Origin of the sequence: Streptomyces sp. NPDC048172 (genome assembly GCF_043202595.1) — a bacterium.
GTDB lineage: Bacteria > Actinomycetota > Actinomycetes > Streptomycetales > Streptomycetaceae > Streptomyces.
In genome coordinates, this window is the sequence record NZ_JBIDAT010000007.1 from 25,310 (window position 1) to 48,643 (window position 23,334).

General features: G+C 72.6%; 23 protein-coding genes. 11 read left to right on the forward strand and 12 right to left on the reverse strand.

Going from position 1 to position 23,334, the window contains the following annotated elements:
• Window positions 1-12 precede the first annotated feature (12 nt).
• The 4 genes from ACGF3A_RS29540 to ACGF3A_RS29555 all read right to left on the reverse strand — a co-directional run bounded on the left by ACGF3A_RS29540 (window position 13) and on the right by ACGF3A_RS29555 (window position 4,927).
• Window positions 13-426: a roadblock/LC7 domain-containing protein gene (locus ACGF3A_RS29540; protein WP_393733427.1), complete on the reverse strand. Its 414-nt coding sequence runs from the start codon at window positions 424-426 to the stop codon at window positions 13-15.
• Window positions 427-445: 19 nt separating this feature from the next.
• On the reverse strand, window positions 446-3,064 hold the full coding sequence (locus ACGF3A_RS29545; RefSeq protein ID WP_393733428.1) for a nitrate- and nitrite sensing domain-containing protein: 2,619 nt from the start codon (window positions 3,062-3,064) through the stop codon (window positions 446-448).
• A gap of 328 nt (window positions 3,065-3,392) precedes the next feature.
• Window positions 3,393-3,929 carry a flavin reductase family protein gene (locus ACGF3A_RS29550; RefSeq protein ID WP_393733429.1) on the reverse strand — a complete coding sequence of 179 codons (537 nt, stop codon included), beginning with the start codon at window positions 3,927-3,929 and terminating at the stop codon, window positions 3,393-3,395.
• Complete coding sequence (locus ACGF3A_RS29555; protein ID WP_393733430.1) at window positions 3,923-4,927, reverse strand: LLM class oxidoreductase; 1,005 nt, start codon at window positions 4,925-4,927, stop codon at window positions 3,923-3,925. The genes ACGF3A_RS29550 and ACGF3A_RS29555 overlap by 7 nt, the downstream gene beginning before the upstream one ends.
• A 79-nt stretch (window positions 4,928-5,006) precedes the next feature.
• On the opposite strand from ACGF3A_RS29555, the gene ACGF3A_RS29560 reads away from it, so the two are divergent.
• The 7 genes from ACGF3A_RS29560 (at window position 5,007) to ACGF3A_RS29590 (ending at window position 9,523) form a co-directional block, all read left to right on the forward strand.
• On the forward strand, window positions 5,007-5,639 hold the full coding sequence (locus ACGF3A_RS29560) for a TetR/AcrR family transcriptional regulator (protein WP_393733431.1): 633 nt from the start codon (window positions 5,007-5,009) through the stop codon (window positions 5,637-5,639).
• 90 nt (window positions 5,640-5,729) lie between these two features.
• Complete coding sequence (locus tag ACGF3A_RS29565) at window positions 5,730-6,836, forward strand: sensor histidine kinase (RefSeq protein ID WP_393733432.1); 1,107 nt, start codon at window positions 5,730-5,732, stop codon at window positions 6,834-6,836.
• Window positions 6,827-7,471, forward strand: coding sequence for a response regulator (locus ACGF3A_RS29570; RefSeq protein WP_393733433.1), 645 nt, complete (start codon window positions 6,827-6,829; stop codon window positions 7,469-7,471). The genes ACGF3A_RS29565 and ACGF3A_RS29570 overlap by 10 nt, the downstream gene beginning before the upstream one ends.
• Window positions 7,472-7,538: 67 nt before the next feature.
• Window positions 7,539-8,258 carry a chitinase gene (locus ACGF3A_RS29575; RefSeq protein ID WP_393733434.1) on the forward strand — a complete coding sequence of 240 codons (720 nt, stop codon included), beginning with the start codon at window positions 7,539-7,541 and terminating at the stop codon, window positions 8,256-8,258.
• Window positions 8,259-8,336: 78 nt separating this feature from the next.
• The gene (locus ACGF3A_RS29580) at window positions 8,337-8,771 is read left to right on the forward strand and encodes a nuclear transport factor 2 family protein (protein ID WP_393733435.1); all 435 of its coding nucleotides are present in this window, start codon (window positions 8,337-8,339) and stop codon (window positions 8,769-8,771) included.
• A 39-nt stretch (window positions 8,772-8,810) separates the two neighbouring features.
• A complete protein-coding gene (locus tag ACGF3A_RS29585) occupies window positions 8,811-9,308 on the forward strand; it encodes a DUF2975 domain-containing protein (RefSeq protein WP_393733436.1) in 498 nt (165 codons plus the stop codon).
• Window positions 9,308-9,523, forward strand: coding sequence for a helix-turn-helix domain-containing protein (locus tag ACGF3A_RS29590; protein WP_393733437.1), 216 nt, complete (start codon window positions 9,308-9,310; stop codon window positions 9,521-9,523). Before ACGF3A_RS29585 ends, ACGF3A_RS29590 begins: the two co-directional genes overlap by 1 nt.
• On the opposite strand, the gene ACGF3A_RS29595 is transcribed toward ACGF3A_RS29590, so the two are convergent.
• The gene (locus ACGF3A_RS29595; RefSeq protein WP_393733438.1) at window positions 9,520-10,467 is read right to left on the reverse strand and encodes a LysR family transcriptional regulator; all 948 of its coding nucleotides are present in this window, start codon (window positions 10,465-10,467) and stop codon (window positions 9,520-9,522) included. The two genes, ACGF3A_RS29590 and ACGF3A_RS29595, sit on opposite strands and share 4 nt — an antisense overlap.
• A gap of 89 nt (window positions 10,468-10,556) precedes the next feature.
• Here ACGF3A_RS29595 and ACGF3A_RS29600 point away from each other — a divergent pair, with 89 nt between their 5' ends.
• Window positions 10,557-11,162, forward strand: coding sequence for an ATP-dependent Clp protease proteolytic subunit (locus ACGF3A_RS29600; protein ID WP_393733439.1), 606 nt, complete (start codon window positions 10,557-10,559; stop codon window positions 11,160-11,162).
• Window positions 11,163-11,364: 202 nt separating this feature from the next.
• On the opposite strand, the gene ACGF3A_RS29605 is transcribed toward ACGF3A_RS29600, so the two are convergent.
• Window positions 11,365-12,534: a steroid 3-ketoacyl-CoA thiolase gene (locus ACGF3A_RS29605; protein WP_393733440.1), complete on the reverse strand. Its 1,170-nt coding sequence runs from the start codon at window positions 12,532-12,534 to the stop codon at window positions 11,365-11,367.
• A gap of 226 nt (window positions 12,535-12,760) precedes the next feature.
• Between ACGF3A_RS29605 and ACGF3A_RS29610 the strand changes: the two genes are divergently transcribed.
• Window positions 12,761-13,999 carry a cytochrome P450 gene (locus ACGF3A_RS29610; protein WP_393733441.1) on the forward strand — a complete coding sequence of 413 codons (1,239 nt, stop codon included), beginning with the start codon at window positions 12,761-12,763 and terminating at the stop codon, window positions 13,997-13,999.
• Here the strand turns inward: ACGF3A_RS29610 and ACGF3A_RS29615 are convergent.
• Window positions 13,996-16,032: a bifunctional glycosyltransferase 87/phosphatase PAP2 family protein gene (locus ACGF3A_RS29615; protein ID WP_393733442.1), complete on the reverse strand. Its 2,037-nt coding sequence runs from the start codon at window positions 16,030-16,032 to the stop codon at window positions 13,996-13,998. The genes ACGF3A_RS29610 and ACGF3A_RS29615 overlap by 4 nt on opposite strands.
• Window positions 16,033-16,190: 158 nt before the next feature.
• On the opposite strand from ACGF3A_RS29615, the gene ACGF3A_RS29620 reads away from it, so the two are divergent.
• Entirely contained in the window at window positions 16,191-16,550 is a 360-nt protein-coding gene (locus ACGF3A_RS29620; protein WP_393733443.1) for an antibiotic biosynthesis monooxygenase family protein, read from the forward strand.
• A gap of 20 nt (window positions 16,551-16,570) precedes the next feature.
• Here the strand turns inward: ACGF3A_RS29620 and ACGF3A_RS29625 are convergent, their stop codons facing one another.
• From ACGF3A_RS29625 to ACGF3A_RS29645, 5 genes are all read right to left on the reverse strand, one after another.
• On the reverse strand, window positions 16,571-17,239 hold the full coding sequence (locus ACGF3A_RS29625) for an HAD-IA family hydrolase (RefSeq protein WP_393733444.1): 669 nt from the start codon (window positions 17,237-17,239) through the stop codon (window positions 16,571-16,573).
• Between the two features lie 219 nt (window positions 17,240-17,458).
• Window positions 17,459-18,478: a peptidoglycan-binding protein gene (locus ACGF3A_RS29630; protein ID WP_393733445.1), complete on the reverse strand. Its 1,020-nt coding sequence runs from the start codon at window positions 18,476-18,478 to the stop codon at window positions 17,459-17,461.
• 143 nt (window positions 18,479-18,621) lie between these two features.
• Window positions 18,622-20,646, reverse strand: a complete 2,025-nt coding sequence (locus tag ACGF3A_RS29635; protein WP_393733446.1) for an MFS transporter — start codon at window positions 20,644-20,646, stop codon at window positions 18,622-18,624.
• Window positions 20,647-20,807: 161 nt separating this feature from the next.
• Window positions 20,808-21,392, reverse strand: a complete 585-nt coding sequence (locus ACGF3A_RS29640) for a TMEM165/GDT1 family protein (protein WP_393733447.1) — start codon at window positions 21,390-21,392, stop codon at window positions 20,808-20,810.
• Window positions 21,393-21,608: 216 nt separating this feature from the next.
• Window positions 21,609-22,409, reverse strand: a complete 801-nt coding sequence (locus ACGF3A_RS29645; protein WP_393733448.1) for an ABC transporter permease — start codon at window positions 22,407-22,409, stop codon at window positions 21,609-21,611.
• A gap of 211 nt (window positions 22,410-22,620) precedes the next feature.
• On the opposite strand from ACGF3A_RS29645, the gene ACGF3A_RS29650 reads away from it, so the two are divergent.
• On the forward strand, window positions 22,621-23,295 hold the full coding sequence (locus tag ACGF3A_RS29650; protein ID WP_393733449.1) for an HNH endonuclease family protein: 675 nt from the start codon (window positions 22,621-22,623) through the stop codon (window positions 23,293-23,295).
• The last annotated feature ends 39 nt before the right edge of the window (window positions 23,296-23,334 follow it).

Below are 23,334 nucleotides of genomic sequence, written 5' to 3' on the forward strand. Positions count from 1 at the left end.
ATTCGATCGCGCCTACGACGAGGCGGGCTGCGTGCCGGACTCGCGCATCGCGGGGGACAGCGCGTCGCCGACCTGGTTGATCAGTTCGGACATCATGTAGCTGACCTCGCCGATGTCCGCCTCCCTGGTGGTGGTCACGAGGAGGGAGGCGCCGGTGGAGACGGCCATCGAGAAGAGATAGCCGCCCTCCATCGCGGTCAGGCTGTGCTCCACGGGGTCCGCCTCCATGAGCTGGGCGGCGCCGGAGAGCAGGTTGACGATGCCGGAGGCGATGGCGGCGAGCCGGTCGGCGTCGTCCTGCTCCAGTCCCGTGTAGGCCAGGGCGAGTCCGTCGACGGAGACGGCGATGGCCTGGGTCACCTCCGGAACGCGGTGGGCGAAGTCGGTCAGCAGCCAACTGAGGTCTCTGGCGGAATCGGTGGTCATGAAGTGCTCTGTTCTCCGTTCACCTGTCGTCTGTGTCGCGGGCGGCGTCGGCGGAGGCACCCGCCTCGCGGCCGCCCTTGTTGCGCGTGCTCCGGTTGATGCCCTGCGCGTAGGCCGCGAGGACGTCGGAGACCTGCCGGGAGTCCCGGCGGCGCGGCGGGGTGGTCCTGGTCCCGCCGCTCCTGGCTGCGCCCTTCGCGCTCTTCGTGCCCTTCGCGGCGCCGCCCGGCCTGCCGCCGCCGCGCTCGGCCCCGGGCGTGGCGGCGGCTCCGGGCATCTCCTCGGGCAGCGCGCGGCGCCGGATCGGGAGCCCGGAGGAGCTGAATCCGGCGACCCTGGGCTCGGTGGGGACCTCCGTCCGGGGACGCGGCACGCGCGGCGCCCCCGCCGAAGGGGCGGTGGCGGGCTTGGGGGGCACGGCGGGCCCGGCCGGCCCGGTGGACTCCGCCGCGGGCGGCTCGCCGGAGACGGTGCGTACGGGTCCGGCCGTCGCGGGCGGGGCCGAAGCGGGCTGGGCCGTCGCGGGCGGGGCCGACGCAGGCATGGCCGTCGCAGGCGGGGCCGTCGTGGGCGAGGCGGCCGTCGTGGGCGAGGTCTCCGCGGGCGTCCGCTTCTCCAGGGCCGTCGACTTCGGGGCGCCGTCGTCCTCGGCGGCGGCCTCGGCGGCCTCGGCCACCTTCCGGCGCACGGTCTTCTCCTGCACGGCCTTGTCCCGCAGGCCCCCTCCCCCCAGCAGGTCGGGGGTACGGGGAAGTTCGGCGAGGCACTTCTCCGGGAGGGTGACCTCCGCGATGGTGCCGGGGCCCGAGGAGGCGCGCAGTTCGACGGTGATGCCGTGCCGCCCCGCGATACGGGCGACGACGTGCAGGCCCATGGAGCGCACGGCCGCGCCGAGGTCGGCCCGGGGCTCGGCCAGGCGCGTGTTGAACGACAGGCGGCGCTCCTGGGGGATGCCCACGCCCTCGTCCACGATCTGCACCACGGCGCGGTCCCACAGCCGCCACGCCGCGACCCCGACCTTGGTGTCGGGCGGCGAGAACCGGGTGGCGTTGTCGAGGAGTTCGGCCAGCAGATGGGCGACGTCGTCGACGTAGCGGGCGGCGATGCCGAGGCCGGGCTCGACGTGGCCGAGGGTCACGCGCCCGTACCGTTCGATCTGCTGGGCGGCGGCGAAGACGACGTCCGTGCAGGGCGCGTCCGCGGTGCGGACCTTGCCGCGCCCGTGACCGCCGAGCACCAGCAGGTTGTTGGTGTTGCGGTCCATGCGGATCGCGAGGTGGTCGAGCGCGAAGAGCACGTCCATGCGCTCGGGGTCCAGCTCCTCGCGCTGCACCTGGTCGAGCTGGGAGGCCATGACGCCGGTGAGCACGGCGCCGCGCCGGGCGACGCCGACGAGCGTGTCGGCGAACTGCTCGTGCGAGGCGGCCTGCTGCGCGGCGAGCCGTACGGCCTCGTAGTGCACCGCGTTGAACGCCTGGCCCACCTCGTCGATCTCGTCCTTGCCCGTCGAGGGCAGCGGGTTCCCGGCCCGCTCGGCGATCTGCTCGGGCGTGGAGCTGCCGAGCGCGCGGGGCTGGGAGAGGTCCGTCATGACCTCGGGCAGCCGCTTGTTGGCGACGTCGTGCGCGGCGTTCCGCAGGTGCCGCAGGCGGCGGATCATGGCGCGGCCGAGCTGGTAGGCGATGCCGAGCGCGACGGCCAGGGTGAGCAGCACGGCGAGCAGTTCGCCGACGGCCCACCAGATGAGGCTGGTGCGCTTCTCGTTCGCGGTGTCGAGGACGGCGGCGTCGATACGCTTCTCGACGCCGTGCAGCATGGTGAGGCGCTCGGTGGAGTTCGCCTCCCACTTCGTCCAGGAGAGCGGGAGCGCCTGTCCGGCGGTGCTGCGGCCGACCTCGTCCTCCATCCGCTGCGCGGCCAGCGCCTTGGGCCCGGCGAGCGAACGTTCCAGCCAGGAGCGCCACTCGGCGGGGCCGAGCGTGTACACGTCGCCGGTGGCCTCCGTGTAGCCGAGGCGCGTGGCGTCGAACGAGCGCTGGGCCGCGGGGGTGAGCCCGCCGCCGTCGAGCGCGCGGGCCACGACGACCTGCTGCTGGCCCAGGTGCTCGGCGGCCTTGGAGAGCGCGGCCGCCGCGCGGATACGGTCCGCGATGCCGGGGTCGACGCCCTCGGCCTGCGCGATGCTGTCGCGGTACGTGATCAGGTCCGCGACGACGATGCGGTAGCCGAACGCGAGCGAGGACAGGGCGCCGCTGCCGGACCTGACCTGGGCGCGCAGCGAGGGCAGCTCGGCCAGCGAGCGGTCGATCCGCTCCAGCGCGGCGCCGCTGCCCTCGGGCGTCGAGGAGACCTCGCCGCGCTTCTCCTCGTAGCGCTCGGCGCTGCGGTCGGTGGCCTTGGTGCGGCTCTGGAAGCGCGCCGTGGTCCCCTCGGAGGCCACGAGGGCGGTGGCGGCGACGCGTTCGCGCTGGAGCGCGTGGGTGAGTTCGGCCGCCGAGGCGGCGACCTCGATCATCGTCGTCAGGCGGTTGGCCTGGACGGCCTGGCTGGTCGCCGGGGTGAGCGCGCGCCCGGCGAAGGCGACGGCGACCACCAGCGGTACCGCGACCAGCAGGACGAGCCGGGGAGCGATCCTCACGGGGTGGTCCTCCCGCCTGGTCGTGACGGGAATATCTGCGACACGGCAACACCTGTCGTGCTTGTCGGTAGGGCTGGCGAGGCCCGTCCGCGAACGTCCGAGCCTGGGGGAGGAGTTACTGAAGTTTCGGATGTTCCCCCGTGATGCGAACACTGATGCTAAGCCCGACCCGGCATGATCCGCGAGGAGTTGACGCCACCGAACCGGAGAATCTCCGTCCGAGCCCACGACCAGCCACAACGCCGACGACAGCGCTTACAACTTCCCTTCACCCCCTCTCGCCCCCGTACGTTCCGTTCTGTGCCGCTCAGTTGCTCCCCTCCCCCGCTCAACTGCCCATGTGTGCCACCTCACAGAACTCGCGTCGTGCGAAGACCATCGGCGCCGCGTCCGGCCGTCCGACGAACGCGGCGGCCACCGCACCGACGACGAGCGTGTGGTCGGCGACGGCGAGCCGGCGCTCCACCCGGCAGTCGAGGACGGCGAGACTCCGGCCGAGCACCGGGTTCCCCGTCACGGGCGAGGGCTCCCACGCCGTACGCAGGAACGGGTCCTCCTCCGGGTCCGTACGCGCGAACAGCTCGGCGTGGTCCCGCTGGTCGGCGGCGAGGATGTTGACGGTGAAGGCGGAGGCGGTCCGTACGATCGCGTGCGTACGCGCCCGGCGGTGGATCGCGGCGAGCAGCGTCGGCGGGTCGAGCGAGACCGACATGACCGCGTTCGCCGTCATCCCGTGCGGGCCCTCCGGGCCGGTGGTCGTCAGGACCGTGACGCCGGTCGGGAAGTGCCGCATCGCCTCACGGAACGTCTGGGCCGAGGCCTGGCCGCCGAGTTCGGCCGCGCACTCCGCCGGTCCGGTCACCACGCGGGCTTCCCCGGTGCGGCCCCGGCGAGCGCGGGGAAGTGCGGAACGACCTCTTCCGCGAGCTGCGCGACGGCCTCGGCCGCGGGCCGCGTGCCGTGCTGCACGCCGAGCGCCACGTGGTTGATCCCCCGCTCCTGCCACTGATGCAGCAGCTCGACCAGCGCCTCCGAGCCGGTCCGCAGGACGAAGCCGCCGCGCAGCGGCGTCGGGCGGGCCTTCGGATCCTCGGTCAGGTCGATCCACTCGTTGGTGGCGACGGGCTTGAAACGGCCGCCCGGCACCAGTTCCCGCCAGGCCGCGGCCTTCCGCCCGAGCGCGTCCACACCGGCGCGGGTGTGGCTCACCCCCGGGTAGACCAGCCAGCCGTCGGCGTGCTCGGCGATCCACTCCGGCTTCTGCTGCGAGGAGCCGGTCACCAGCAGCGGCACGCGCCCGGCGTACGGCTTCGGCAGCAGGTCGACGCCGTCGAGGCTGCCCAGCGGCGAGCTGAACCGGGGGCTGCGCGCCTCGGTCAGCTCGCGGAACCAGGCGACCGTGTCCCGGTAGCGCTCACCGCGTGAGGCGTGGTCGATCCCGTACGCGGGGAACTCCGCGGCGCGGTCCCCGGAGGCCGCGCCCAGCACCAGCCGTCCCCCGCTGAGCTGGTCGATCGACGCCGCCTGCTTGGCGAGGTCGACGGGGTGGCGCAGCGGGAAGACCGCGCTGCCCGCCGCCAGCGACATCCGCCGGGTGTGCGCGGCCAGCCAGGCGAGATACGTCCAGGGGTCGAAGACCTGCCCGGCGTCGCCGAACCCCGGGTCGAAGAGCGGCACGTCGCGCACCCACACCGCCGAGAACTCCGCCTCGTCGGCCCGCCGCACCGTCTCCGTCTGCCCCTCCATGGCCGCCATGTCGCCCGCGTACTGCCACAGCGGCAGGAAGAGCCCGACGGTCAGCCGCTCGGGAGCGAACATGCGCCCGAAGCCGGGGTGCGCGTCAAGAACGGATGGATTGCCCACTTTCGCCTCCACTAGATCGATCGATCCAGTGGGAGCGTACACCACTAGATCGATCGATCTATTCGGTACGCTGGCGGCCATGGACACCGCCAGCGCCACGACCGCCAGCGCCACAGAAGAGACGGAAGCGACGGCAGAGCGCGAGCGCAGCGACACCCGCACCCGGCTCGTCGTGGCGACGGCGACGCTGCTCCAGCGGCAGGGGTACGAGGGGACGAGCATCAAGCGGATCCTCAAGGAGGCGGGCGCCACCTACGGCTCGCTGTACCACTTCTTCCCGCACGGCAAGGAGGAGCTGGCCGCCGAGGCGCTGCGGCACGGGTCCGAGGACTTCGCCCGGCTGCTGCGCGAGGGGCTCGCCTCCTCCCCCGACCCCGCCGAGGCCGTCGCGCACTGCGCGCACCTGATGGCGGGGACGCTGCGGGACTCCGACTGGACCGACGGCTGCCCCGTGGCCGCCACCGCGCTGGAGATCATCGGCCGCTCCCCCTTGATCCAGAACGCCTCGGACGAGGCCCTCAAGCAGTGGCGCGGACTGATCGAGGCGAGGCTCACCGAGGGCGGCATCCCCGGCGCCAGGGCGGCGGCGCTGGCCTGCACGATCCTCTCCGCGCTCGAAGGCGCCGAGCTGCTGTGCCGCGTCTCCGGCGACGACGAGCCCCTGCGCTTCGCCGGTGAGCAGCTCGCCGTCCTGGTGCGGGCCAACGCCTGACGGGCGGCTGACGAGCCCGCGCGCCACAGGGCGGAAGTGCGGTTTTCCGCAGTCCCGGGGCCGTACGCCGTCCGGCTAACGTGACCACTCATGCGCGCCCTCCTCCTCCGCTGGTTCAAGATCGCCCTGGGTCTGGCCCTGGGCGTCCTCACGGCGGTCGGCGGGCTCCTCTTCCTCCTCGCCGCCGCGCTCTTCCCGCCCGTACGCCGCCGGGCCCCCGCACTGGCGGCGGTGGAGCGGCGCCGCATCGCGGGCTGCTACGACACCGAGCTGGGGCCCGTGCCGCCGTCCCCGCACCGGGCGCTGGGCTTCCTGACCGCGCGGCTCGGCCCCGGACTGCTGGGCGGGCTCGTGCTGTTCGCCGGAGTGATCGGCGCCGGTTACGGCTCGCTGGTCCTCTGGGGCTGGCTCCTGCTCACGATCCATGACCCGCTGAACGTCTTCTGGTCGGCCTGCGCCGGTCTCTTCCTGCTCTTCCTGTCCGTGCAGGGGATGTACGGGGTGGCGCTGCTGGAGATCCGGACCGCCCGCCGCTTCTGCGGGCCCGACGACCGCGCCGAACTCGTGCGCCGCATCGGGGAGCTGGCCGAGAGCCGGGCCGGAGTGGTCGAGGCCGTGCACGACGAGCGGCGGCGCATCGAGCGGGACCTGCACGACGGGGTGCAGCAGCGGCTGGTGGCGCTGGGCCTGGTGCTGGGGCGGGCCCGCCGCTCCGGCGACCCGGCGAAGGCGGACGCGCTGCTGGGCCAGGCGCACGAGGAGGCACAGCGGGCGCTGGAGGAGCTGCGCGAGGTGGCCTGGCGGGTGTATCCGGCGACGCTCGACGAGGGCGGGCTCGGCGCGGCGCTGGAGACGGTCGCCGAGCGCGCGGGCATCGCGGGCGTCCCGGTGCGGCTCTCGGTCGACCTGGCGGCCGAACCCCCGGACGCCGTCCGCGCGATGGCGTACTTCGTCGCCGCCGAGGCCGTCACCAACGCGGTCAAGCACGCGGGCGCGAGCGCCGTCACGCTGACGGTGACGTCGTCCGGCACGCTGGTGACCGTACGGACCGAGGACGACGGGCGCGGCGGCGCGGATCCGGCGGGCGGCGGCCTGACCGGGCTCTCGCGCCGGGTCTCCGCGCTCGACGGCCGGTTCTCCGTCGACAGTCCCGTCGGCGGTCCCACTCTCATCACCGCGGAGCTGCCGTGCGCGTGACCCTGGCCGACGACTCGACCCTGCTGCGCGAGGGCCTCGCGCGGCTGCTGGCGGACGAGGGGCACGAGGTGGTGGCCACCGCGGGGGACGCGGCGGGGCTGCTGGAGGCGGTGGCGGCCGACCCGCCGGACGTGACGGTGGTGGACGTACGGATGCCGCCGACGCACACGGACGAGGGGCTGCGCGCGGCGCTGGAGATCCGCGAGCGCTGGCCCGGGGTCGGGGTGCTGGTGCTGTCGCAGTACGTCGAACGGCGTTACGCCACCGAACTGCTGAGCCGCCCCGAGGGCGGCGTCGGCTATCTGCTGAAGGACCGGGTGGCGCAGGTCGACGAGTTCCTGGAGGCGCTGGACCGGGTGGCCGAGGGACGTACGGCCTTCGACCCCGAGGTGGTCAGGCGGCTGCTGGCGCGCAGCACGCACACCGATCCGCTGGAGCGGCTGACGCCGCGCGAGGGCGAGGTGCTGGGCACGATGGCGCAGGGCCACACGAACGCGGCCATCGCGCAGCGGCTGCATCTGTCGCAGAGCGCGGTCGAGAAGTACATCAACTCGATCTTCGCGAAGCTCGATCTGGACAGCTCCCAGGGCTACAGCAGAAGGGTGCTCGCGGTGCTCCGCTACCTCGGTTCGTGATTGGTCTGTACCAAAGTGCGCACGCGGCCTATCCTCGCCGGGTTCCCATGACCCAGGGAGGATCCCCGTGTTGAGACGAGGCACCACGGCCGCACTGGCCGCACTCGCGGCGGTGTGCGCGCTGCTGCTCGCGGCACTTCCGGCGACGGCCGCCGACCACCGTCCCCATCCGCCCCGATTCGTCGTCAGCGAGGCCCAGTTCGAGCGGATGTTCCCGGAGCGGGACCCGTTCTTCACGTACGAGGGGCTGGTCGAGGCGACGGAGTCGTACCCCCGGTTCGCGCGGACCGGCAGCAAGAGCGTGCGCCGCCAGGAGGCCGCGGCCTTCCTCGCCAACGTCAGCCACGAGACGGGCGCGCTGCGCTACGTCGTCACCCAGGTCCCGCCGAAGGACAGCTGCGACGAGACGAAGCCGTACGGCTGCCCGGCGGGCGAGGACGCCTACTACGGGCGCGGCGCGATCATGCTCAGCTGGAACTTCAACTACAAGGCCGCGGGCGACGCGCTCGGCGTCGATCTCCTCGCCGACCCCTGGCTCGTCGAGCGCGACCCGAAGATCGCCTGGGCGACGGCGCTCTGGTACTGGAACACCCAGGACGGCCCGAACACCATGACCGCGCACGAGGCCATGGTCCACCGGCGCGGTTTCGGCCAGACCATCCGCAGCCTCAACGGCCCCGCCGAGTGCGACGGCGCGAACCCCGAGCAGATGCGCCACCGCGTCTCCCTCTACCGCGAGTTCACCCAGCTCCTGCACACCCGCCCGGGACGCGGCCTCACCTGCTGACGCCCGACGCGACGGCACCGCGAGCACGACGTCCGGGAACCGCCAGCAGCCGCACGCGGACGCGGGGACGCTGACGGCATGACGATTCAACATTCAACGGATTCGGTCACCGTCCTCACCGGCATGTACGCGGCCGAGGCCGCGTACATGGCCGCGGGCGGCCCCGGAAAGGCCGACTTCGCGGGCATGGCCCCGTTCTTCGCGCCCGAGGTGGTGCTGCACCAGGCCGAGGGGCTGCCGTACGGCGGGGTGTGGCGCGGGCACGCGGGGGTCGAGGCGTGCGTGCGGGCGATGAGCGAGACGTGGGAGGTCTTCGACTTCGTCCGCCAGGAGTTCCTCGGCACCGGCCCGACGGTCGTGGTCCGCACGGACGTCCACGCCCGCTCCCGCGCCACGGGCCGCGAGATCGACTTCCCGATCCTCCAGACGGTCGCCGTGGTGGACGGCCGGATCACGGACGTCCGCCCGTACTACTGGGACACGGCAGCCATCGCGGACGCCTGCCACCGGTGATCTATTGATTATCGAGCGAAATCCATCGACAATCGATCGATGCACCGATACCTCATCGCGGCGCTCCGCGTCGGCATAGCGCTGGCCATCCTGCTGGGCCTGTTCGGGCAGACCGTCGTGATCCCCGCGACGGCGGCGAACGAGGTGGACGTCTTCCCGCCGTACGCGCCGTACGAGGGCCCGTACGTGACGGTAGCGATCCTCGGCGTCCTCTGCGTCCAGGTCGCGCTCGTCGCCGTCTGGATGCTGCTCACCATGGTCGAGCGCGAGGCGATCTTCACCGCGCGGGCCTTCCGCTGGGTCGATCTCGTCATCGGCTCCTCACTGGTGGCGACGGCGCTGGCGCTCGGGGCCGCCGGACATCTGGCCGTGGCCGAGATCCCCTCCCCCGACGGCGGGATGCAGGTGGAGGGCGCGCTGGCGGGCGCGGTCGCGTGCGTCGGCGTGGGGGCCGCGTTCGCGATGCTCGTCCTCGTCCTGCGCGGCCTCCTGCACAAGGCCACGGAGCTCCAGACAGAGATGGCCGAGGTGGTCTGATGGCGATCGTCGTCGACCTGGACCTCCAGCTCGCCCGGCGCGGCATGTCCGTCGGCGAGTTCGCCGAGGCCGTCGGCATCACCCCCGCCAACGTCGCCGTGCTGAAGAACGGCCGCGCGAAGGCCGTCCGCTTCACCACCCTCGACGCGATCTGCCGCACGCTCGACTGCCAGCCGGGCGACGTGCTGCGCTGGGTGCCCGACGACGACGCCTAGCGGGAGAGCGACTTCCGGTCCGGGCCCGGGAGCCAGACGTCCGCGTCGGCCGGGTCGGGCGGCACCGGGAAGGGCAGCGCCTTGAGCAGGGCGCGGAGCTGGGGCGAGGTGTTGTCCCGGCGCCAGACCACCGACCACAGATGCAGCGGCGTGGGATCGACGAGGGGGACGAGGCGGAGGTCCGGGTCGAAGGGAAGGTCCGTGCCCGCCTCGCTCACGCCGATCGCGTGCCGCTCCTGCCGGATCCGCTCCCCGTAGCCCCGTGCGCCGACGGCCGGTTCGGTGAACCGCACCGGCACGCGCAGCTCCTCGGCGAGCCGGGTGAGATAGCCGCGCCACTCCTCGGAGCCGCCCGGGTCCGGCATCGCGATGCCCGCCTCGCGGATCTCGGCGATCCGCAGCATCGAACGGCCCGCGAAGTCATGGTCCGTGAAGACCGCGGCATGGATCGGCTCCAGCCGTACGGGCCGGTGCGCCAGCTCGGGGGGCCACGGCCTGCCGATGTCCCGCGCCCGGCCGAACGCGGCGTCCAGCTCGCGGCTCTCCACGGCGGGCAGCGCGAGCGCCAGCCCGTTCCGCATGCTCAGCTCGACGTGCGTGCCGGGCAGCCGCTCCAGCGTCTCGCGCAGCACGCGCAGCGGCGTGAACCGCTCGGCGTAGACGTCGATCCGCAGCGGCTCGACGGCGCCCCGCCCCGCCGCGACGGCCGCGTCGTACGCCACGAGCGCGTCCCGCGCCGGGTCCAGGAACCGGCGTCCGGCGGGCGTCAGCGCGACCGTACGCGTCGTCCGCGCGAACAGCTGGACGCCGAGGGCCTCCTCCAGCTTCCGGATCCGCTTGGAGAGCGCCTGCTGCGTGAGGAACAGCCGGGCCGCGGCACGGCCGAAGTGCAGCTCCTCGGCGGCCGTCACGAACGCGCGCATCCCCGGAAGATCGGGCTCCATGCCTCCAGGCTCGATTGACAACGGCAGGTTGTCAATGCGGCACGGGAAGTTGTTGGACGAATGCGCTGAGCTGCGGCTTCGCTGGAGGCATGACCCTCATGTACGCCGAACCGGCCTCCACCGCCCCCGCGCCCACCGCCCCCGCCGCCACCGAACAGCTCTCCCAGCGGCTGCTGCGCGAGCGCATCATCGTGCTCGGGCAGCAGGTCGACGACGAGATCGCGAACCGGATCTGCGGCGAGATGCTGCTGCTCTCCGCCGAGGACCGGAACCGTGACATCCACCTCTACATCAACTCGCCGGGCGGCTCCGTGACCGCGGGCCTGGCGATCTACGACGTCATGCAGTTCATCCCCAACGACGTCGCCACGCTCTCCATGGGCTTCACCGCCTCGATGGGCCAGTTCCTGCTGAGCGCGGGCACGCGGGGCAAGCGGTACGCGCTGCCGCACGCGAGCATCCTGATGCACCAGCCGTCCGCGGGGCTGGGCGGCAGCGCCTCCGACATCCGCATCCAGGCGGAGCAGTTCCGCGCCGTCAAGCACCTCACGCAGCGGCTGACCGCCGAGCACACCGGGAAGACCGTCGCCCAGATCGAGGCCGACGCGGACCGCGACCACTACTTCACTGCCGCCGAAGCCTTGTCGTACGGCTTCATCGACCATGTGGTCTCGTCATACGACCAGCTGCGCTGAGCTCTGCCCGGGTGCCGGGCAGGGGCTGCCCCGACCCGTGCACTGCGGACCGCGGGTGCGTCGTGGCTGGTCGCGCAGTTCCCCGCGCCCCTGACGGGGCACTTCCGCTGAGGCCTGCTGTGCTTGGGAGGTCTGCGCAAGGCGCAGGGCTGGCAAGCGCAGCCCTCTGCGCCGGGTGCGCGCACCACACCGGGTACGCCCTCTAGAGCCGTTGCAGGATCGTGGCTGTCGAGAGCGCGCCGCCCGCGCACATGGTGATGAGGGCGAACTCCTTGTCGCGGCGCTCCAGTTCATGGAGAGCCGTCGTGATCAGGCGGGCGCCGGTGGCCCCCACCGGATGACCGAGGGCGATCGCCCCGCCGTTCACGTTCACCTTCTCCAGGTCCTGCTCGAAGACCTGCGCCCAGGAGAGGACGACCGAGGCGAACGCCTCGTTGATCTCGACGAGGTCGATGTCCTTGAGGGACATCCCCGCCTTGCCCAGCACCGCACGCGTCGCGTCGATCGGCCCGTCGAGGTGGAAGTGCGGGTCGGCGCCCACCAGGGCCTGGGCGACGATCCGCGCCCGGGGCTTCAGTTTCAGGGCCCGGGCCATCCGCTTCGAGGACCACAGCACCGCGCACGCGCCGTCGGAGATCTGCGAGGAGTTCCCGGCGGTGTGCACGGCCGTCGGCATCACGGGCTTCAGGCCCGCCAGCGCCTCCATGCTGGTGTCGCGGAGGCCCTCGTCCCGGTCGACGTGGCGCCACATGCCGAGCCCGCCGGCCTGCTCGTCCTCCGTCGTGGGCACCTGCACGGCGAACGTCTCGCGCTTGAACCGCTCCTCGGACCAGGCGTTCGCGGCCCGTTCCTGGGAGAGCAGCCCCAGCGAGTCCACGCGCTCGCGCGAGAGGCCCCGGTGGCGGGCGATCCGCTCGGCAGCCTCGAACTGGTTGGGCAGGTCCACGTTCCACTCGTCCGGGAACGGCTTGCCGGGCCCGTGCTTGGAGCCGCTGCCGAGCGGGACCCGCGACATGGCCTCCACCCCGCAGCCGATGCCGATGTCGATGACTCCGGCGGCGACCATGTTGGCGACCATGTGGTTGGCCTGCTGCGAGGAGCCGCACTGGCAGTCGACGGTCGTGGCGGCCGTCTCGTAGGGAAGGCCCATGGTGAGCCAGGCGTTGCGCGCCGGGTTCATGGACTGCTCGCCCGCGTGGGTCACGGTGCCGCCGACGATCTGTTCGACGCAGTCGGCGTGGATGCCGGTGCGCCCGAGGAGTTCACGGAAGGTCTCGCCCAGCAGATAGGCCGGGTGGAGGTTGGCGAGGGCTCCTCCGCGCTTGCCGATCGGGGTGCGTACTGCTTCGACGATGACGGGTTCGGCGGCCATGAGTCGTCCTCTCGGCGCTTCGGCGCTGACAACTAGTACGCGTTCTAGTTCTTCGAACAGTCTGGGAACCAGGACCCCCGCCGCGCAAGGGTCGTGCAGTGGCGTGCATGAGTCCGGCACAGACTCCGCACGCAAGTTGTCCGGGCGTGACCCTTGCCACTTGTAGAACCCGTTACTACGTTCAGGGCGATTCTGATGGTCCGTCAGACAGGGAGTGGAGCCGCCGATGTCCTCGTGTCCCGCGCTGCCCGACGGGTTCGACTTCACCGACCCGGACGTCTACGAACAGCGCGTACCCCTCCCCGAGTTCACCCTCCTCCGCGAGACCGCGCCCGTCTGGTGGAACTCCCAGCCGCCGGGCACCGGCGGCTTCGAGGACGACGGCTACTGGGTCGTGACCCGGCACGCGGACGTCAAGGAGGTCTCCACGCACCCGGAGATCTACTCCTCGAACCTCAACACCGCCGTCATCCGCTTCGCCGACTACATGAAGCGCGAGCAGATCGAGGTCCAGCGGCTGATCATGCTCAACATGGACCCGCCGGAGCACACCCGGGTCCGCGGCATCGTCCAGCGCGGCTTCACGCCGCGCGCCATCCGCGCCCTGGAGGACGCGCTGCGCACCCGCGCGACCCGCATCGTCGAGGAGGCCAAGGAGCGCGGCACGGGCGACTTCGTCACGGACATCGCAGTCGAACTGCCGCTCCAGGCCATCGCGGAGCTCATCGGCGTCCCGCAGGAGGACCGGGCCCGGATCTTCGACTGGTCCAACAAGATGGTGGCCTACGACGATCCCGAGTACGCCATCACCGAGAAGGTCGGCACCGACTCGGCCGCCGAACTCATCGGCTACGCGATGACGATGGCCGAGGCCCGCAAGGAGTGCCCGGCCAAGGACATCGTGAGCCAGCTCGTGGCCGCCGAGGACGAGGGGAACCTCACCTCCGACGAGTTCGGCTTCTTCGTGATCCTGCTGGCCGTCGCGGGGAACGAGACCACGCGCAACGCCATCAGCCACGGCATGCACGCCTTCCTCACGCACCCCGAGCAGTGGGAGCTGTTCAAGCGCGAGCGCCCCGCGACCACCGCCGAGGAGATCGTCCGCTGGGCCACGCCCGTCGTCTCCTTCCAGCGCACCGCCACCCAGGACACCGAGCTGGGCGGCCAGAAGATCAAGGCGGGCCAGCGCGTCGGCCTCTTCTACTCCTCCGCGAACAACGACCCCGAGGTCTTCGACTCCCCCGGCGTCTTCGACATCACCCGCGACCCCAACCCCCACCTCGGCTTCGGAGGCGGCGGCCCGCACTTCTGCCTCGGCAAGAACCTCGCCGTGGTGGAGATCAACCTCATCTTCAACGCCATAGCCGACGCCCTCCCCGACATCGCCCTGGAGGGCCCCTCCCCCCGCCGCCTCCGCTCCGCGTGGATCAACGGCATCAAGGAGCTGAGGGTGAACTACCGCTAGCGCGAAGCCCCGGAACTCCGTCGGCCGACCGGTGCCGGGTCCGGATCCGCACCGCTCACCTCGTCCGCGGCGGGGTCGCGCTGGGGCAGCCTCTTCGCGAGCACGCGCTGGATGCCGAACCCGGCCGAGACGACGAGGACACCGCCGACCGCGTCCAGCAGGTAGTGGTTGGCGGTGGCCATCACCACGAAGCAGGTGAGCGCCGGATAGAGCGCGCCCAGGGCGCGCAGCCAGTACCTGCCGGTGAGCTTCCAGACGACCACGGCGCACCACAGCGACCAGCCGACGTGCAGCGAGGGCATCGCCGCGTACTGGTTGGACAGTTCGGTCAGCGCCCCGAAGTCCGGGTTGTTGGGGTCCTGGGGGCCGTGCGCCGTGTCCACGTAGCCGAGGCCGGGCATCAGGCGGGGCGGCGCGAGCGGGTAGAGCCAGAAGCCGATGAGCGCGAGCAGGGTGGCGAAGCTGAGCGCGGTGCGGGACTCGCGGTACCGGGCGGGGCGGCGGGCATAGAGGAAGCCGAGCAGCGTGATCGGCACCAGGAAGTGGAACGTCGTGTAGTAGAAGTCGGAGAAGTCCCGCAGCCATCCGGTGCGCACGGCCAGGTGGTTGAGCGCGTGCTCCATGTCGATGTGGAGGAAGCGCTCGATCGCCAGTATCTGGTCCCCGTGCCCCTCGGCCAGGTGCCGCGAGTCCGGCGCGTGGCCGCGCACCCAGGAGTACGCCCAGTAGCCGACGCGGATCAGCAGCAGCTCCAGCATCAGGTTGGGGCGGCTGAGCAGCCCGGAGCGCTCGGGACGGTCCCAGTGCTCGGACGTACGGGAGAGGAACGGCATCGCGCAGGCGGCGAGCAGCGCGGCGAGCAGCACCGCGTTGTCGCCGAGCGCCGTGAGCGCGCTGACCTTCGGCACCAGCGCGTCGCCGTCCAGCGACATCACCAGCACCACGAACACCGGCCACACCAGCCGGTCCCCGGAGCGCCGTCCGACGCGGCCGACGACGGCGAGCAGCACCCAGAGCTGCTGGTGCTGCCAGGCGGTCGGCGAGACGGCGACGGCGGCGCAGCCCGCGACGGCGGCGGCGAGCAGGAGCTGCCCGTCCCGCGCGTACCGCACGGCGCGGCGCAGCGCGAGCCAGGCGACGGCCGCCACGAGCACGGCGAGCAGCGCGATCTCGAACGGCCCGCGCAGCCCGGCCCGCAGCAGGGCTCCGTGCAGCGACTGGTTGGCGGTCGCGTCGGCGGGATCACCGAGCCCTACGCCCGCGATGTGGTGTATCCAGTACGCGTACGAGTCGTCGGGCATCGCGACCCAGGTACCCAGGGTGCACAGCGCGAACGTTCCGCCGGCGGCGAGCGCGGCCGGGCGCCGCCCCGTCAGCCACAGCAGCGGCGCGAAGAGCAGCACGGCGGGCTGGAGCGCGGCGGCCACGCCGATGAGGGCGCCGCCGAACTGCCTGCCCTCGCCCCGCATCAGCCAGCCGACGAGCACCAGCAGCACCGGCAGGACGCTGGTCTGGCCGAGGTGGAAGGTGTTGCGGACCGGCACCGAGAGGACGAGCAGGCTGAGCGCCACGGGCACGGCGAAGAGGGCCGTGCGCCGCGAGACGGGCCGCGAGACGGAGCGGGGCAGCGCGCGTGCCGCGACGACGCCCACGGCGGCGACGAGCAGCAGGGTGCCGATGGTCCACGCGACACCGAGGCCCTGCTCCGCCGCCCTCGTCAGAGGTTTCAGCACGAAACCGGCGAAGGGCGTCCCGGTGAAGGGGGTCTCTCCGTCGTAGAGCGAATCCTGCACGCGCAGGACGCCGTTGTCCCCGATCCACGTGAGGAGGTCGACGAGCCTCTCGTCCGGCGGCAGCCGCAGCACCGCCGCCGCCTGTCGCGCGGCCAGCGCGAGCGCGAGCAGCCACAGCCCCACCAGAGCCATGCCGCCGCGCGTCCCCAGCCCCAGCTGACGGGCGAACCGCCGCCCGTACGACCCCTCCTCGTCGCCGCCCGGGCCCTCCGCCCGGTCGGCCGCCGTCTCCGCCGCCACGCCCCGTGTACTCCGTCCTGTCAGCCCTGTCCCGTAACCCGGGAGGTCAGACGCAAGAAACCTACCTGCTACCTGACAACTTCCCCCGGAAAGGGACAAGAGTTTTGTAAGGGGATCTGCCGGTTTCGCCGGAGAGCCCCGGTTCTAGGATGGCGCTCATGAGCATCGTGAAGATCAATGTGCTGACCGTGTCCGAGGAGCAGCGCGAGACGCTGGAGAAGCGCTTCGCCTCGCGTGCCGGGGTGGTCGAAAGCTCGGACGGTTTCGAGTGGTTCGAGCTGCTGCGCCCGGTCGAGGGCACCGACCGCTACCTCGTCTACACGCGCTGGCGCGACGAGGCCGCGTTCGAGGCGTGGATGTCCGGTCCGGCCAAGGCCGCACACCAGGGCGGCGGGCAGAGCTCCGGGGGCGGGGAGAGCGGCGAGCAGCCGAAGAGGCCCGCGGCGTCCGGCGCCGAGGCGTGGACGTTCGAGGTCGTCCAGCAGGCGGCGCCGAAGGAGGCCCTGAAGGAGGAGTAACCGGGGTAACGGCACCGCGCTCACGCCGCCACGTGCAGGGCGATCCGGCCGTCGGGCAGCGCCTCGACGCGGAGCTGCGTGAGGTCCCGTACGTGCACGGTCGGTTCGAGCGCCGCGGCCCGCTCGCCGACGCCGACCACGCGCATCCCGGCGGCGCGGCCCGCGGCGACGCCCGCCGGGGAGTCCTCGAACACCACGCAGTCGGCCGCGTCGAAGCCCAGCTCGGCCGCGCCCTTGAGGAAGCCCTCGGGGTCCGGCTTGCTGGCGCTCACGGACTCCGACGTGATGCGGATGTCCGGCATCCGTACGCCCGCCACGCGCATCCGCACCGTCGCCAGGCCGATGTCGGCCGAGGTCACCAGGGCGTGCGGCAGCGGCGCCAGGGCCTCCATGAAGGCGGGGGCGCCGGGCACCGGGACGATGCCCTCGGTGATCTTCGTCTCCTCGGCGAGGAGTTCGGCGTTCTCCGCGTAGTTCTCCTCCATGGGCCGGTCCGGGAGGACCGTCGCCATCGTGGAGTGCCCCTGCCTGCCGTGCGCCACCCGCATCACCTCGTCGGGGTCGATCCCGTGCCGGGCGGCCCAGCCGCGCCAGATGAGCTCGACGACGGCGTCCGAGTTGACCAGCGTGCCGTCCATGTCGAGCAGGAGGCCGCGGGCGACGAGGGGCGTGGTCTGGGTGGTCGGCATGGGCGCGGGCTCCTCATCGGGACGGCTGGGGCGGCTGGGACAGCTGGGACGCCCTTCGGGCGGAAGAGCACAAGATGGCTCCGCCCGCCGGTCAGGGACGCCCCTTCCGTCAGGTGAGGGGCACGGGCGGAACCATTTTGTTCTTCCACGATACAAAGCGCGTTCCGCGCCCGCCAGCACGCCCCCCGCTCCGACCCCGCTCCGGCCCCGGGCAGGGGCTCAGGTGCGGGACTCCAGGGAGCGACGCGTGTACGGACCGTAGGCACCCGGCTCGTCCTCGTCGATGCCGTACGTGACCTGGTAGCGGTAGACGCCCTCCTGGACGGTGCTGTTGTAGACGCCGTCCTCCTCCGCGTCCTGCGACAGGTACCCGACCTGCTTGAGGCGGCGCTGGAGGTCCGCGACGCCCTGCCCCGAGTCGCCCACGTTCAGCGTGGCGCCGCCGGGCCGCTCCGGGCGCTGCGGGCGGCGCTCCTCGCGCCGCTCGGGGCGGTCCTCGGACGGCGACGAGGCCTCCTCGGTGCTCTTCCGGGAGGACGCGGACGGCGAGGGCTTGGCCTCGCGCTCGGTGTGCGCGTCGTCGTTCCGGTCGGCGCGCGGGGTGCCCGAGGCGCTGGTGCGCGAGGGCAGGGAGGTCGGCGACTTCGAGGGCTTCGCGCTCGACTCGCTCGGCGACGGGGACGCCGAGTCCGAGGCCAGCCCGTGCGTCGGAGCGCCGGTGGGCCGCTCGCCGAGCGCCCGGTCCTCGGTGCTGCTGCTGTCCTCGCCGCCCCGGTCTCCGGTCAGCGCCTGCGTGGTGAGCAGCCCGGCGCCGAGCGCCGCGGCGACCCCGGCGGCGGCCAGCACGCCGGTGGCGGGCCGACGGCGCCCGCTCCGGCCCTTCGCGCGCCGGTGCGAGCGCGCCGCGCGCCCTGCGCCCGTACTCGCGCCCGCACCCGCACCCGCGGTCGCGTTCAACTCCGTCTCCGCGTCCGTCTCCGCGGCCGTACGGGCGCTGCGCAGCGCCCTGAGACCCGCCTCGGCGGACGCTGCGGACCCGCGGGACTCCGGGGCGACGGTGGGGAGTTCGGCCGTCTCGGCCGTGCCCTGGCGCGCGAACGGCGACAGGTCCGGCATCGCCGTGGTCTCGGCGGCGGCACCCGGCGCACCCTCCGAGGCGGCGGTGCCGCCGTCCTCCGGCAGGCTCACATACGGGCGTATGTGCAGCGGATCGTCGTTCTCGCCGTCGTGCGCGGTCATGCGGACCCCTCCCCAGGGCTCGGGACCGGGCCGCGCGCGTCACGCCCGCCTCGCCCGAATCACCTGAATCTGTCCAGTGCGGGACCTTACGCGGTCCGGGGTGGTGGGGGTCAAGCGCGTCGGATCCGGATCTTCCTCACGTTTCACGCGGCGCGCGGAGGCCCGGCCTCCTCCTCGCCGTCGCGCGGGCACTCGCTCTCCCCGCCGCTCAGCTCGGCGTTCAACTCGCGGACGAGCTCCGTCAGATCGCCCGGACGGTCCGGCGTCCACCAGTCGCCGAGCAGTTCGGTGAGGGATTCCTCACGTGCGCGCGCGAGCGCGTCGGCCGTCTCCTCGCCCTCCGCCGTCGCCGAGAGCCGCAGCCCCTCCCGTACGGCCAGACCGCGCTCCTCCAACTGCCGCGCGCCCGCGGCGACGACGTGCCGGGGCACCTGGTGCCGGTCGCCCAGCAGCGCGGGCTCGAACGGGCCGTGGCGGCGCAGGCGCAGCAGCATCCAGCAGGCGGCGGGCCGCAGATCGACGTCCGCGCGCGCGGCGGTACGGGCGTACAGCTCGCGGCGTCCCTCGCGCGTGCCCAGCCGGGAGAGCGCCCGCGCGACCTCCTCGGCCGAGGTGCGGTGCACGGGCCCGGGGCCCAGCGTCTCGCTCCCGTCCGGGACCTGGACGCTGCGCCGCAGCGGCGACTCGCGCAGCAGCCACGTCAGCAGGAACGCGAGGCAGGCGAGCGGGGCGGCGTAGAGGAACACGTCGGTGATGGCCGAGGAGTAGGCGCCCAGCACGCCCTCGCGGGCCGCCGGGGGCAGCCCGCCGATCGCGTGCGGGTCGTGCCGGAGCGCGTCCGGGGTCACGCCGCGCGGCAACTCCTGGCCGCGCAGCGCGTCGGTGAGCTTGCCGCCGAGCCGGGAGGCGAAGACCGCGCCGAAGACGGCGACACCGACGGAGGCGCCGATCGAGCGGAAGAAGGTGACGCCGGAGGTCGCGACGCCCAGGTCGGCGTAGTCCACGGAGTTCTGCGCGGCGAGCACCAGCACCTGGAGCACCAGGCCGAGGCCGAGCCCGAACACCGCGAAGTACGCGCTCATCCCGGCCACCGAGCTGCCCGGATCCATCCGGTGCAGCAGGAGCAGCCCGGCCGTCGTCAGCGCGGTCCCCAGCACCGGGAAGACCTTCCAGTGCCCGGTGTGGCTGATGAGCTGCCCCGAGAGCGTCGAGCCGACGATCACCCCCAGCACCATCGGCAGCATGTGCACGCCGGACATGGTCGGCGAGACGCCGTGCACGACCTGGAGGAACGTCGGCAGGTACGTCATCGCGCCGAACATCGCGAAGCCGACGACGAAGCTGATCGCCGCGCAGAGGCTGAAGGTGTGGACACGGAACAGCGACAGCGGAAGCACGGGCTCCGCCGCGCGGCGCTCGGTCCGTACGAAGGCCGCCAGCAGGACGACGGCGAGCACGCCGAGCCCGTACACCTCGGGCGAACTCCACTCCCAGGTCGTCCCGCCGAGCGAGGTCACCAGGACGACGCAGGTCGCGCAGGCGGCGATCAGCAGCGTGCCGAGATAGTCGATGACGTGCCGTGTCGTACCGACGGGGATGTGCAGCACGGCGGCGATGACGAGGAGGGCGACGGCTCCGATCGGCAGGTTGATGTAGAAGACCCAGCGCCAGTCGAGGTGCTCGGTGAAGAAACCGCCCAGCAGCGGCCCCAGCACACTGGTCGTCCCGAACACCGCCCCGAACAGCCCCTGGTACCGCCCCCTCTCACGGGGCGGCACGAGGTCGCCCACGATCGCCATCGAGAGCGTGATCAACCCGCCGCCGCCCAGCCCCTGGACGGCCCGGAAGCCGATGAGCTGGGGCATGTTCTGGGCGACGCCGCAGAGGGCCGACCCCACGAGGAAGATCACGATGGCGGTCTGGAACAGCTTCTTCCGCCCGTACTGGTCGCCGAGCTTGCCCCACAGGGGCGTCGCGGCCGTCACGGCCAGCAGATACGCCGTGACGACCCAGGAGAGATGGTCCAGCCCGCCCAGATCGCTGACGATCGTCGGCAGCGCGGTCGCGACGATCGTCTGGTCGAGCGCGGCGAGCAGCATCCCCAGGAGGAGCGCGCCAATGGCGAGGTAGACGCCCCGCTTGGCCGTCCCGGCGGACTGAGTCGCCATGAACCCTCCTGTCCGGCTCCCGTTCCCATGTTGAGCGCACAGGACCAGTTCCGCGCGCGGAGAGCGCCCCGCCCCGCCAGGGGCGCGGGGAACTGCGCGACAAGCCACGACGCACCCGCAGCCTGCGACGAAGCCCAGGCGGCACCCCCTGCCCAGCCCCTCTACGCGCTGATCGCCTCAAAGAGGCTGAACCCCGCAAGGGCAAGCATCAGCAGCGCGGCGATCTTGGTGATGAGCTTCAGCGGGACGTACCGCATAAGGGTGCGGCCCCCCACGATGCCGAGCCCGGCAACAGCCCACAGGGCGAGCACCGCCCCAAGGCCCACCGACAGAGGATCGTCGTACCGCGCAGCGAGATTCGCCGTCATGATCTGCGTGAGGTCACCGAACTCGGCGACGAGGATCAGCATGAAGCCGCTGCCCGCGACCTTCCAGAAGGACTGGTCGGCGGGCGTACGGGCCTCGTCCTCGTCCCCGTCGTCCTTCTTCAGCAGCAGCACAGCGGCCCCCGCGAGGAAGAGGACGCCGACGATGGCCTGAAGGAGCCGCTGCGGCAGCAGGGTGAGGACGCTGCCCGCGGCGACGGCCAGCACCACATGCACGACGAAGGCGGCGGCGACCCCCGCGAAGACGTACGAGGCGCGGTAGCGGGTGCCGAGCATCAGCCCGGCCAGGGCCGTCTTGTCGGGCAGCTCGGCGAGGAAGACGACGCCGAAGACGACGCCGACGACGGTGAGGCTGATCACGGGGAGGGACCTCCGCGGTTCGGGCCACCGCTCCGACGCGGACCAGGGGGCGCACGCTTCGGCACGGCAGCGTCGGGCGGACGTACGCGCGTGCGTACGCCCCAAGGACACTGCGGCCGAAGGTCTCGCTGGCGCGGCGATCGCGAGATCGCCACGCTCCGGGCGCCGGGCCCCTCGCGGACGAGCGGGCCAGTATGTCGACGGTCCGGCGAAGAGCTACTCCCCTTCAGTCTCAGACGCCACCGACTCTACGCGATGCAGCCGCCCCCGCGCGATGAGCTCCAGCACCACCGCGACGGCCACCACCTGCACCAGCATCAGCGCGACGAGCACGAACAGCTGCACCGCACCGGCCAGCACGGGCGAGGCGCCGCCCAGCAGCATCCCGACGAAGGCGCCGGGGAGTGTGACGAGGCCCACGGTCCTGGTCTGGTCGAGCCCCGGCACGAGCGCCCCCGCGGCGGCCGGGCGGGCGATCTCCAGCCGCGCGTCCCGGTCCAGCATCCCGAGCGCCATCGCGGCCTCGACCTCGCCGTGCCGCAGCGTCAGCTCCTCCAGCGCGCGGCGTCCCGCGAGCACGGTGCCGGTGAGCGCGCCGCCGATGAGGATCCCGGCGATGGGGATGAGCGCGACCCCGCGCAGCGGGACGAGCCCGGTGAACAGGAGCGTCAGGACGACGGGCAGGACGCCGGCGGCGATGGGGAGGGCCGCCCACGCCCAGGTGCGGTTCGGGGTGATGCGGCGCCCGGCCGTCCGTACGGCGACGGCGAACATCAGCAGGACGAAGGCCAGCAGCGTCGGCACGGCCCCCGTCACCCAGCCGATCACCAGCGAGACGGCGGCGAGTTGGACGGCGGCCCGCACCCCGGCGAGCACGATCGCACGCGCGTACGGACGCCCGTCGTCCTGCGTGAGGTGCGCGTACGAGGCCAGCACGGCGGCGGCGAGGAGGAGTACGGCGAGGACGGCGCCGAGAGTGGGGGTGACGGGCAGGAGCGCGTTCGCGGCGAGCGGCACCGGATCACCCTACGGCGCGGGGGCGGCGCGTACCCGGAGCCCCAACGGCGCGCGAAGAGACGGTCAACACGACCCCAACAGTGCGAACCGCGTGGCCCATGTGGGGGAAAGAGGGGTGCCGGAACGGTGCGACGCGGGCATGCTCTTGCAGTGACGTGCACACGACGTCACGCTGTCTTGCTCAAGGTCCCCCCACACCTAGGGAGTTCGTATGCCCGGAACGCACCGTATAGGACAGAAACTCTACGCGCGTCGACGCCGCTGGGCACTCTCCACGGCCCTCGCGGCCCCCGTCGCGGGGCTGCTCCTCTTCACCACGGGCGGCGCCGCGCAGGCCGAGCCCCCGGCCCCGCCGAGCGCCTCCGAGGCCAAGACGATGCTCGGCGAGATCACCGAGAAGGCCGAGGGCTCCTCGGACGGCTACTCACGCGACAAGTTCCCGCACTGGATCGACCAGGGCGACGGCTGCAACACGCGCGAGGCCGTCCTCAAGCGCGACGGCGAGGGCGTCGAGACGGGCAGCGACTGCTACCCCACGAAGGGCAGTTGGACCAGCCCGTACGACGGCGGGAAGTGGACGGAGCCGGGCGACGTCGACATCGACCACATGGTCCCGCTGGCCGAGGCGTGGCGCTCCGGCGCCTCGGACTGGACCCAGGACAAGCGCCAGGACCTGGCCAACGATCTGAAGATCGCCCAGCTCCTCGCGGTCACGGACAACGTGAACCAGGCGAAGGGCGACAAGGACCCGGCCAAGTGGATGCCGGAGAAGACCGACTACCACTGCACGTACGCGCGCAGCTGGATCTGGGTCAAGCACACCTACGAGATGACGGCGGACCCCGAGGAGAAGGCGGCGCTGACCAAGGCGCTCGGCACCTGCTGACGCCGCCGTCCGCCGCATCCCGTCCGCCACGGCGCCGGG

Coding starts and splice junctions, on each gene's coding strand:
- ACGF3A_RS29540 (WP_393733427.1), bottom strand. CDS start 426: ATGACCACCGATTCCGCCAGAGACCTCAGTTGGCTGCTGACCGACTTC.
- ACGF3A_RS29560 (WP_393733431.1), top strand. CDS start 5,007: ATGGACACCGCCAGCGCCACGACCGCCAGCGCCACAGAAGAGACGGAA.
- ACGF3A_RS29565 (WP_393733432.1), top strand. CDS start 5,730: ATGCGCGCCCTCCTCCTCCGCTGGTTCAAGATCGCCCTGGGTCTGGCC.
- ACGF3A_RS29580 (WP_393733435.1), top strand. CDS start 8,337: ATGACGATTCAACATTCAACGGATTCGGTCACCGTCCTCACCGGCATG.
- ACGF3A_RS29585 (WP_393733436.1), top strand. CDS start 8,811: ATGCACCGATACCTCATCGCGGCGCTCCGCGTCGGCATAGCGCTGGCC.
- ACGF3A_RS29590 (WP_393733437.1), top strand. CDS start 9,308: ATGGCGATCGTCGTCGACCTGGACCTCCAGCTCGCCCGGCGCGGCATG.
- ACGF3A_RS29595 (WP_393733438.1), bottom strand. CDS start 10,467: ATGGAGCCCGATCTTCCGGGGATGCGCGCGTTCGTGACGGCCGCCGAG.
- ACGF3A_RS29600 (WP_393733439.1), top strand. CDS start 10,557: ATGACCCTCATGTACGCCGAACCGGCCTCCACCGCCCCCGCGCCCACC.
- ACGF3A_RS29605 (WP_393733440.1), bottom strand. CDS start 12,534: ATGGCCGCCGAACCCGTCATCGTCGAAGCAGTACGCACCCCGATCGGC.
- ACGF3A_RS29610 (WP_393733441.1), top strand. CDS start 12,761: ATGTCCTCGTGTCCCGCGCTGCCCGACGGGTTCGACTTCACCGACCCG.
- ACGF3A_RS29620 (WP_393733443.1), top strand. CDS start 16,191: ATGAGCATCGTGAAGATCAATGTGCTGACCGTGTCCGAGGAGCAGCGC.
- ACGF3A_RS29625 (WP_393733444.1), bottom strand. CDS start 17,239: ATGCCGACCACCCAGACCACGCCCCTCGTCGCCCGCGGCCTCCTGCTC.
- ACGF3A_RS29630 (WP_393733445.1), bottom strand. CDS start 18,478: ATGACCGCGCACGACGGCGAGAACGACGATCCGCTGCACATACGCCCG.
- ACGF3A_RS29635 (WP_393733446.1), bottom strand. CDS start 20,646: ATGGCGACTCAGTCCGCCGGGACGGCCAAGCGGGGCGTCTACCTCGCC.
- ACGF3A_RS29650 (WP_393733449.1), top strand. CDS start 22,621: ATGCCCGGAACGCACCGTATAGGACAGAAACTCTACGCGCGTCGACGC.